General features: G+C 63.1%; 7 protein-coding genes. 4 read left to right on the forward strand and 3 right to left on the reverse strand.

Annotated features, from left to right (window positions below; genetic code table 11):
* From GXP39_07010 to GXP39_07025, 4 genes are all read left to right on the forward strand, one after another.
* Positions 1-236, forward strand: a 236-nt coding sequence (locus GXP39_07010) for a catalase-peroxidase (protein ID NOZ27786.1), incomplete at its 5' end; no start/stop codon positions are given.
* A 235-nt stretch (positions 237-471) separates the two neighbouring features.
* The gene (locus tag GXP39_07015) at positions 472-1,314 is read left to right on the forward strand and encodes an alpha/beta fold hydrolase (GenBank protein NOZ27787.1); all 843 of its coding nucleotides are present in this window, start codon (positions 472-474) and stop codon (positions 1,312-1,314) included.
* Positions 1,315-1,488: 174 nt separating this feature from the next.
* Entirely contained in the window at positions 1,489-2,637 is a 1,149-nt protein-coding gene (locus GXP39_07020; protein NOZ27788.1) for a hypothetical protein, read from the forward strand.
* Between the two features lie 81 nt (positions 2,638-2,718).
* Positions 2,719-3,063, forward strand: coding sequence for a hypothetical protein (locus GXP39_07025; protein ID NOZ27789.1), 345 nt, complete (start codon positions 2,719-2,721; stop codon positions 3,061-3,063).
* Positions 3,064-3,448: 385 nt separating this feature from the next.
* Here the strand turns inward: GXP39_07025 and GXP39_07030 are convergent, their stop codons facing one another.
* The 3 genes from GXP39_07030 to GXP39_07040 all read right to left on the reverse strand — a co-directional run bounded on the left by GXP39_07030 (position 3,449) and on the right by GXP39_07040 (position 8,628).
* Entirely contained in the window at positions 3,449-4,606 is a 1,158-nt protein-coding gene (locus GXP39_07030) for a hypothetical protein (protein ID NOZ27790.1), read from the reverse strand.
* A gap of 116 nt (positions 4,607-4,722) precedes the next feature.
* Entirely contained in the window at positions 4,723-5,703 is a 981-nt protein-coding gene (locus GXP39_07035; GenBank protein ID NOZ27791.1) for a hypothetical protein, read from the reverse strand.
* Positions 5,704-5,706: 3 nt separating this feature from the next.
* Positions 5,707-8,628 carry a hypothetical protein gene (locus GXP39_07040; GenBank protein NOZ27792.1) on the reverse strand — a complete coding sequence of 974 codons (2,922 nt, stop codon included), beginning with the start codon at positions 8,626-8,628 and terminating at the stop codon, positions 5,707-5,709.
* Between the last annotated feature and the right edge of the window lie 144 nt (positions 8,629-8,772).

Consider the following 8,772-nt stretch of genomic DNA (forward strand, 5'->3'; position numbering starts at 1 on the left):
CCGAGTGGAAACCGACCTCGGGGGATGCGCAGCTCTTTGAAGGATTCGACCGCAAAACGGGGGAGCGCAAATGGACTGCCACCCGAGTGGACCTGGTCTTCGGCTCCAACTCACAACTGCGCGCCCAGGCGGAATTCTACGCCCAGGACGACAACCAGGAAAAGTTCGTGCGGGATTTCGTGGCGGCCTGGGACAAAGTGATGAACCTCGACCGCTTCGACATCGCCTGGTGGTAAATGGCCGACGAGCAACCGGTTTCAGCGGACGGCGTATCGCTACCGCTGAACCGAAGCGTTAAACAAGACGTTCACTGCACCTCCCGTCCGCCCCGGGCGAGGGCCCCGGCAGTATGATGGCGTTGGTGGGAAACGTGCATGACGATGGGATAAGAGGTGGGCGAAAAGCGGTCAGGCTCTTTTCGAGAGATTGTCACCATGCATAGAACCAACCCACAGCAAAGGAGGAACTCCGATGGTCTATTCACGCGCATTCTTAGTCTTGTCCGTCCTCATCATGGTTGTCAGCCTGACGGCCTGTCAGGTCGCCCCACTGCCGACCGCAACGCCCACACAGACCACAACCACTGGCATGGCACCGGTCAATGATATACAGATGTATTACGAAATCCACGGCGATGGTCCACCGCTTATCCTCCTGCATGGCGGGCTGGGCAACGCCGACTACTGGGAAAACCAGATTCCCGTCCTCTCCAAGCAATACAAGGTGATCGCCGTGGACAGTCGCGGCCATGGCCGCTCCACCGTCTCGGAACAGCCGATCAGCTACGCGCTTATGGCCTCCGATGTCCTTGCGCTCATGGACTACCTGGGCATCGAGAAAGCGCATATCCTGGGTTGGAGTGATGGCGGCATCATCGGACTCTATCTGGCCATCCATCACCCGGACCGCCTGAACAAAGTGATCGCCTATGGCGCCAACTACAATCTATCCGGCGTGCGCGCTGACGTCGGTGAGAACGAGAAGTTCAACAATTACATCGAGAAGGCAGCGAAGGACTATCAGAGGCTCTCGCCTGATCCAACGCGGTGGGACGCATTTCTGGAGAACATCAGCCAAATGTGGGCCTCCGAGCCCAATTTCACCCCAGAGCAGTTGGGCAGCATCACCGTCCCAATGTTGATCCTCGACGGCGATAACGACGAGGCCATTTACACCGAGCATACAAAGGAAATGGCCGCCCTGATCCCGACGGCAGAATTGGTCCTTATCCCTGGCACGGGACACTTTGCTATGTGGGAGAAGCCAGAGGAGTTCAACAAGATCGTGCTGGATTTCCTGGCCGATAACCGATGACCCATGAGCAGGTAGTCTCCCTGTCTAGTGTTGATGAGCCCATGGGAGACCATTTTATGAGGCGATTCATGAATCGCCCCCGCCCCGGCAACACTCATGAGGGAGACTCCCCATGAGCAGGCAAGGGCAAAAAGGAGGCCTGGACCGGTGAGGAGAAATCGGCGAAGATGGATAATGCTCGTTTTTTCCGTGCTCGTTCCACTGCTTGCAGCGTACGGATTGTTGCGCTTCCTCCCATCCGCGTGGTCTGAGGAAGAAATCTCGTACTTCGATCCCCTGGATTACAGCCCCCTCGACCAGCGCGAGACGGTCTCCCCGACCGTCAGCAGCATACACTTTGACCTCGTCGGCGCTTTAGCCATTGCAGCCGGTTTCTCCATCACCGATGCAGCCACTATCCAGGCCTATTCCGAGGGCACGGATGCGGGCAACCTGCCGACCGTGAACCCGGTGTACACCTTTGACGCAGACCCGAATAACTATCCCGTCCCGCCGCCCATCACCAGCGTCATCACCAGCACCATCTGTCCCTCACCGGCAACCACTGGGCCGGACGTGTCCATGGGCTCCACCGACCAGATGAGTTGTCTCGAATGCTTCACCGATCGCTTTGGCCCCTATGGCGTCTTTTTCCACATGCCCCACAACCGCCCTAGCGAGCTAGGAGCCATCGAGGCTTGGGCTTTGGGCCTGACCGATACCCTGGTGGGTCAGGTCATCTTTGGCTACAGCAGCACGGTAGCCTTTGAGTGGCAAGACCCCGCCTATAACATCTACGAAACCACCCCCTGCTTCGTCACCGAGACCGCCACCATAGATACCGGCAGCATCCAGGCCGGCAGCCTACCAGCCTTTGGCATCTACCTGCACTCCCTGGGCGACAACTGGTCACACAAAGAGTGTATCGCCGCCGCAGACAGCGAGGGCTATCCCTTTGCCGCCCATGTCAAAGTAGACGGTCCGCAGGACCCTTTGTGGCCCTGCCGCTGGACCCACCACAAAGTGGAATTCGGCGACCCTCAATTGTTTCCCGACAGCAACCGGACCTTTAGTGGTACCCTGGCGCTCTACGATGCGCTGACGCGTTTTGCCGCCCAGAGCGAGCGACCGGTGTATCGCTCCATCCCCGTCACCGCCGAAGGAAACCACATCTACAACACCCTGTACACCTTTGTGCATACGACAACCGTCCGGCACCCAGAGGTGAGGCGCGAAATCGCCGACGAGCTGCGAAACTGGGCCCTGGAAACGAGAGAAAGCAAACCCGACTATTGGTTGAATAGGCTATACCTCCCCCTCACCATCAAGCGGGAGGGTTTCTGAGCAACAACGAGCACACCTATCTGAGACGCCGCTACGCGGCGCGAGTGAGCCGAGAGCCATCCAATATCAACGGAGTTTCTGATGAGAGAATTTTTCATTCCACTCCTGTCACACCTCATAGGGGAACTTCCCGTCCTGTTCGTGTACGTCGTGGGGATCATCCTCTCCCTGGCATTTTGGCGTCGGTACCCACGCCCGTGCGCGCTCACCTTGATCGCGATGGCGCTCCTGATACTGGCCTTGATCGGACAGGCCTCCATGGGCGCCTACTTCGCCTACAGGGGGCCCGGCCTGGGTCTGGAGCCCGGGAGACTGGGGCAAATGCTGATGGTTAGAACGCTCATAAGCTCCCTCGTCCGGGCACTGGCGTTCGGCCTGTTGCTGGCCGCGATATTCGCCGGCCGTGAACCGCAAGGGGAGGCGTAGCGAAGCGGCGAGGATTCTGTCTCCTGAGTTATCGGAGGCAGATTCCATCCGCCCCAACCCCAGAGCGTACCCGATCATTGACCCGCAAGGCGACCGAAGGCACCTCCGCGCAAGGCTCTTTCAAAGTCAGCGATGGGAACCGGGATGGCGGGGGCGTCCTCGCGTTCTGAAAATTACCGGCAAGATGTTCTGAGGGGTCTCCTTCAACGACCAGCTCCACAGGGGGAGGTGTGGAGGGGTCCTCCCCTCCACGGAAATCCCGGCTTTTCCGGCCTGTACCTGCCTCTCTCGGCCCTCTTTCCGCAGGACTCAGGCTGAGGCCAGGCAGGTCGAGGGCAAAAGAAGGGCTTTTTCCGGAGGGGCAGAGCCCCTCTGGGCCTCCCCCTCACACCGCGTCCAGGCAGAGCCGCGTCAGATAGTACAGCGTCGGCTCCGCGATGTGCAGGTTGTTGAGGAGCGGCTCGGTGTAGCGGATGTCGCCGTAGGTCGCCCCACCGAAGTGGTGCTGCGCTCCCACGTGGTTGTTCCAGTCCACCCCCTCCGTCAGGAAGCCGTACGGGCCATGATGATGCCGGGCAATGGCCCGCAGGATCGTCAGCCCCTTGCGCAGAAACCGCCGCCGGCCGGTATCCGCATATGCCTCCAGGTACGCCTGGGCCGCCTCGGCGTTCTCCCACAGGTAGGCCGTGTCCCACGAGCGCTCCATCCACAGCAGCCCTCGCGTCGCCACGCCGTTGCGGTCCTCCCGCATTTCGAACTGGCGTAACCCCTTCAGGGCCACATCGTACGCGAAGGCCGTGAGCCCCGAGTCGTTCAACAGCACCCCCAACCGGCGGAACGTGCGAAAGGCGACGGCATACGCCACGCACTCATGAGGATCGTAGGTGTCGTGGTTGATGGAGCCGAAGAAGCCATCGGAGGCGACGAACCGATCGGCCTGAGCTCGCAGGGCAGCGCGGTAATCGGCCAGCCCCGCCTCGGTGAGCCCGGCCCACAGATCCAGGATGAACAGCCCATCGGCGCTGGCGGCGAAGAAGGGGTCGTCCTCCCCCTCAGGGGTCCAGGGGTATGCGGAGCCGTCCGGCCGGGAGCGACGGGGAAACCAGCCGTTGTCCGCCATCTCCAGATGCTCGTCCAGCCAACGGGCATATCCCAGCGCGGCCGCCCGCATACGCGGCACGCGCCGATCGTCCCCCAGCATCCAGCTGAAGCGTAGCAGCTGATCGGCAATGCGAGCCGTGGAACCTGCACAGAACCAGTCGTCGCCCGACTTGTAGTTCAGACACAGCCGGCCGCCGGGGATATGACGATAACCGACGATGAAGCCGGTGTCCCAGTCGATGAATCCATCCTCCAGAACGTGATCCAGCAGCGCCAGCGCCTCCCGGCACACAGCGGGCTGCCCCATCACGCGGCCGTACTGGTACAGCTCCATAGCGCCGCCTACGGCGTTCGCCGCCCAGCCCGGCCCCTCCAGCACGCCGAAGTCGTGCCAGGTCATGGGCGTCCCCTCGGGGTCCACGAAGGTGGAGCAGGTGACCACGATACGGCACCAGGCAATGACGGGCGAAGCGCACCGAATCGTGCAGGCTATCCAGGATCGTATAGCCGGAATCCTCAGGCAGATAGAAGCCGGACGCGGGCATGTCTCCCTCCGAATCAGTAAACGCACTCGCAACGGATCGTGTCCACCATCGCCTGGACGTTGGCCTCGGGCGTGTGGATGGGGATATCGTGCGTGGAGAGGATGAGCCCGCCCGACCGGCCGAGGATCTCAAACGTCTCCAACACATGGCGTCGCACGTCGGCGGGCGTGCCGTTGGGGATGACGCCATACGTGTCCAACCCACCGTAGACGGCCAGCCGATCCCCGTATCGCTCCAGGAAGGCGCACAGATCATTGAGCTGCGGCTCCAGCGGATTGACGGCGTCGAAGCCCAGCTCGACGAGGGCATCCAACGCCGCGGTCAGGTCGCCGTCCGAGTGGAAGAGCACGGGCAGGCCCGCCGCGTGGGCGATGGCGATGGGCTCGGCGAAGCAGGCGAACACGATCTGACGGATGTGCCCCAGCGACAGCAGCAGCCCATCCCGGCCGGCGATGTCGTCCATCAGGTAGATGGCATCCACGTCCAGGCGCACCAGCCGCTCCACCAGCGCCGCGTAGATCCCCGCCCAGCGCCGTATGATCCGCTCCAGCACCTCCGGGCTATCGTATACGTCCAGGAACAGGTTCCGGTACAGCCGCATCCCGTGCAGGATCGTGAGCGGCCCCACCACATCCACGAAGATCGCCACGTCCGGAAAGCGCGCCCGATCCGCCCGGATGGGGTCGTAGACGGCGTCATCGGTGGGATCGGGAAGCGGCAGGTCGGGAACCTCGGCCAGGGAGTCCACCAGCGGGGCTACATGCCAGGCGGTGCCGTCCCGCTCGACGGTGGGGCCGGCCGGCCATGTCCAGCCGGGGAAGCTCTCCAGGACATCCGCCCCGAAGTGCGTGATGCGGAAGTGCTCGCCGTACCGGGCCGCATATCGGGCCATCAGCCGGCGGTCCATCCAGAAGTTGAACGGCGCCCGATCCGGGCGTTCCCGGCGGAGCGCCGCCCTCACCCGGTCCCGGCTGGACCAGGGGACATCGGACACGGATCATCCTCCCGGCTCGTACAGGATGAACCACCGCCCCATCTGGGACGGAGCGACTGTCAGATCGAGACAGGCGGCGGGCTCCAGGGCTCGCGTCTCGTCCACACGTCCGCTGAACAGATCGAGGGCCCCCAAATGCACTGCATGCCAGCCACGGGTATCCACCGGCAGGCGCACATGGATGGGATCTCCCCCCATCGCGCCCTCCGCTTCCAGATCGAGCCATTCATACAGAGGACCATCCTCGCCGCCCGTGTCCGGCCTAACCACGATCACGCACGCCCTCGCCACGCCCGGCGCCAGTCGCTCCGGGCTGACCAGGGCGAACAGCAACTCGATGGGATGCTGGCTCCACTGATAGGCTTCGCCATCCACCGTGATCCCCGTCGCGCCCGCGGCGAAGCACGCCAGCAGCCGCCCCGCCTCATCCAGCCGATAGCTGAGCAGGTCCCGGCCGTGATAGGTGATGCGGTGCCCCGCGATGAGGACATCATCCAGATCGATCGTCACTGGAGGCAGCTTCAGATTGAGTCGGGCGTCCGCCTCCTCATCGCGGAAGAACTCGCCCGACCAGCACTCGGCCAGCTCAGCATATTGGCGGGCGATGGAGATGGCACCATTGGGCGAGCGGCAGATCAAATAGTCGCCCGTGCGAGACAGCGCCTCCGGATGGTCATCGCCCGGGTAGGCCCCCAGCGCCTGCAGGATCTCGAACAGCGTGCGCCAGTCACGGCCGGTGGAGCCGGATTGATCGTCCCGTGGTCGGAAGCCCAGGGTGACCACCTGCCCCCGGCCGACACGTCGCCAGACACCTACAACCGTTACCTTGCCATCTCCTTCTTCCAGCCACGCGCATGGCTCGCCAGCCAGCGGTTCCAGCAGATAAACCCAGTCCGGCCGCAGGTCGGTATCGATGGTCATGGGGGCCACGCCCGCCAATGGCCCGCCGAAATGTATGGTCCCGCCCGGAGCCGGACGGCCGCCGAACAGGCTCCCCTGCGCCCCGATCCACCCGTCCCAGGACGCATCCAACAGCCGCCCGGAACCCTCATCTACGGTAGCGGGCGGCCCGGACCAGACCAGCGTGCCGCCGCCCTCCACGAACTGTCGCAGCATCATCTGCGTCTCGGGGCGCAGCAACGGCTCGAACAGGGCCACCAGATGGGTGTAGCGCCGCTCGCCATCCCTGCTCCGCACGACCAGCGTCCCATCCTCCACCGCGGCGCGCTCCAACAACTTCTGCTGGGTGATGTAATCGGCGTAGCCGTACTGCACCATCCAGCTCCCGAACCGCTCCTCCACGTAGAAGAGGTCTAATGGATAGAGCACCAGCACCGGGGTGACGCGAGCGCGATACTCCTGCACCCAGTTGGCGGGTGAACGGGTCACGCCATAAGCGGCCACCCCGTTGCGCATCCGACGCATCACCGGCCGGGGGGAGCCCCAGAAGCCACAATAGGAGAGCCCGTAATCGTCCAACGCGGCAAAGGAGGCGGCCATGGCCTTGCCATAGTGGTTGCGATCCGTGTTGCCTCCCTCCGGGTAGTCATTCCCCATGCCGGTGAGGAAATCCCCCCAACGAAAGACATCATAGCCCGTGGCGGCCGCCTCATGTTGCGAAGACGACCAGACGTACAGCGGCGTGTAGTCGTAGCGACTGGCCCCCTCGGGCAGTTGCTGGCCGAAGGCATAGTCGGGTGCAAACCAATCGCACGTGGGAGACTCCTGCCAGGTGGCATGGGCCTGGGTAAACATGGGGCGGCCGAAGCGCTCGGCGGCATAGTCTCGAGCCTGCGTGAAGAGGTCCACCACGTGGTCGTTGAGCAGGTGGTAGTAATTGCGACGCAGCCAGACGGTCCGGGCGATACCGGCCTCGTCCGGAGCCAGCACGTGCTGGCTGGGCAGTGTGGCTTCCGGCCCTTCCATGAAGTCGTGCTGGTGATAGGCGAAATACACCAGGTAGCGTGCGAAGTCCCGGAACTCGGCCCCGTACAGCGCGGCGTACCGGCGGGCAAGCCCATCGGTCAGGTAGCGAGCGTGGATCTCATCGTGGCCGATGTGCGCATTCAGGTGCCAATCCCACTGGATGTGCATCTCATCGGAGTAGAAGCCGCCGTAGCGGATACCGGCGCCCGCGTGCAGATCGACCACGTGCTTGAGAAAGTCCAACGCGTCCAGGGCGAAGTAGTCCATCTCGTCCACCCGGTAAACGACGACCGCCAGCAGATGGTGACCTCCCAGTCCGGGGGCACGACCATGCACCACGATCTCCCCCACGTGATACCCTCGATCGGGGGTCAGATCGCCGGTGACGTTGTACGTGCCCGGGTCCGTGATGGTATAAGCGGCCGTGTCGCTCACATCTTGAATGGCAGTCGGGTCCACAAAGTAGTAGGCCGAGTCCCCCAGCCGCTCCTCGCGAAAGGCGTAGACGCGGACGTGATCGACCGACAGACGACACGGCCCCTTGTTGTGAAACCAGGTCACCTGCAACGGCAGCGCCACCCGATAGCTGCCGTCCGGCGCAAAGGCGGCCTCCTGAAACTGAAACCAACGCCCGGGCTCGCGGCCACTTCGCCGCCACGGGATGCCCAGGTCAAGCGGAGACAGGATGCTGGCCTCAAAGTCGAGGCCGTACGAGGTGGCGACGTCGTATAGCCGTTTGTAGGTGTGGACGCACTCCGGATCGGTGGGATAGATGCGTCGCTCCATGCCGCCGAAGAAGTAATCATAGGACACGCCCACCCGTGGGATACCCACGCGCACGGCGTGCTCGCACACATCCACAAAGGAGCGCTGAAACGCCTGCGTCTTATAGGCCGGATCTTTCCCTACACGAACCATCTCCTCATCGCTGGTGATGACGAAGCCGGCGTAGCCACGAGCCAGGAGCCAGCGCCCTCGATCTTCCAGAACCCGGGTCATGTCCCTCTCCCATATTTCGGCAAGAGCAGGGCCGGGTGACCCGGCCCCATGCGCATCAACTTAACAGCACGGATGAGGCCCTCACTTGCCATTTTTCCCCTCCAAGAGCAGTCGCACCTGGAAGGGGAGGTGCGGAGGGGCTTC

The organism is Chloroflexota bacterium, from assembly GCA_013152435.1.
Taxonomy (GTDB): domain Bacteria; phylum Chloroflexota; class Anaerolineae; order DUEN01; family DUEN01; genus DUEN01.

Excerpts from the sequence above, each read along its gene's own strand:
- GXP39_07020 (NOZ27788.1), top strand. The coding sequence starts at position 1,489 with ATGCTCGTTTTTTCCGTGCTCGTTCCACTGCTTGCAGCGTACGGATTG.
- GXP39_07015 (NOZ27787.1), top strand. The coding sequence starts at position 472 with ATGGTCTATTCACGCGCATTCTTAGTCTTGTCCGTCCTCATCATGGTT.
- GXP39_07040 (NOZ27792.1), bottom strand. The coding sequence starts at position 8,628 with ATGACCCGGGTTCTGGAAGATCGAGGGCGCTGGCTCCTGGCTCGTGGC.
- GXP39_07025 (NOZ27789.1), top strand. The coding sequence starts at position 2,719 with ATGAGAGAATTTTTCATTCCACTCCTGTCACACCTCATAGGGGAACTT.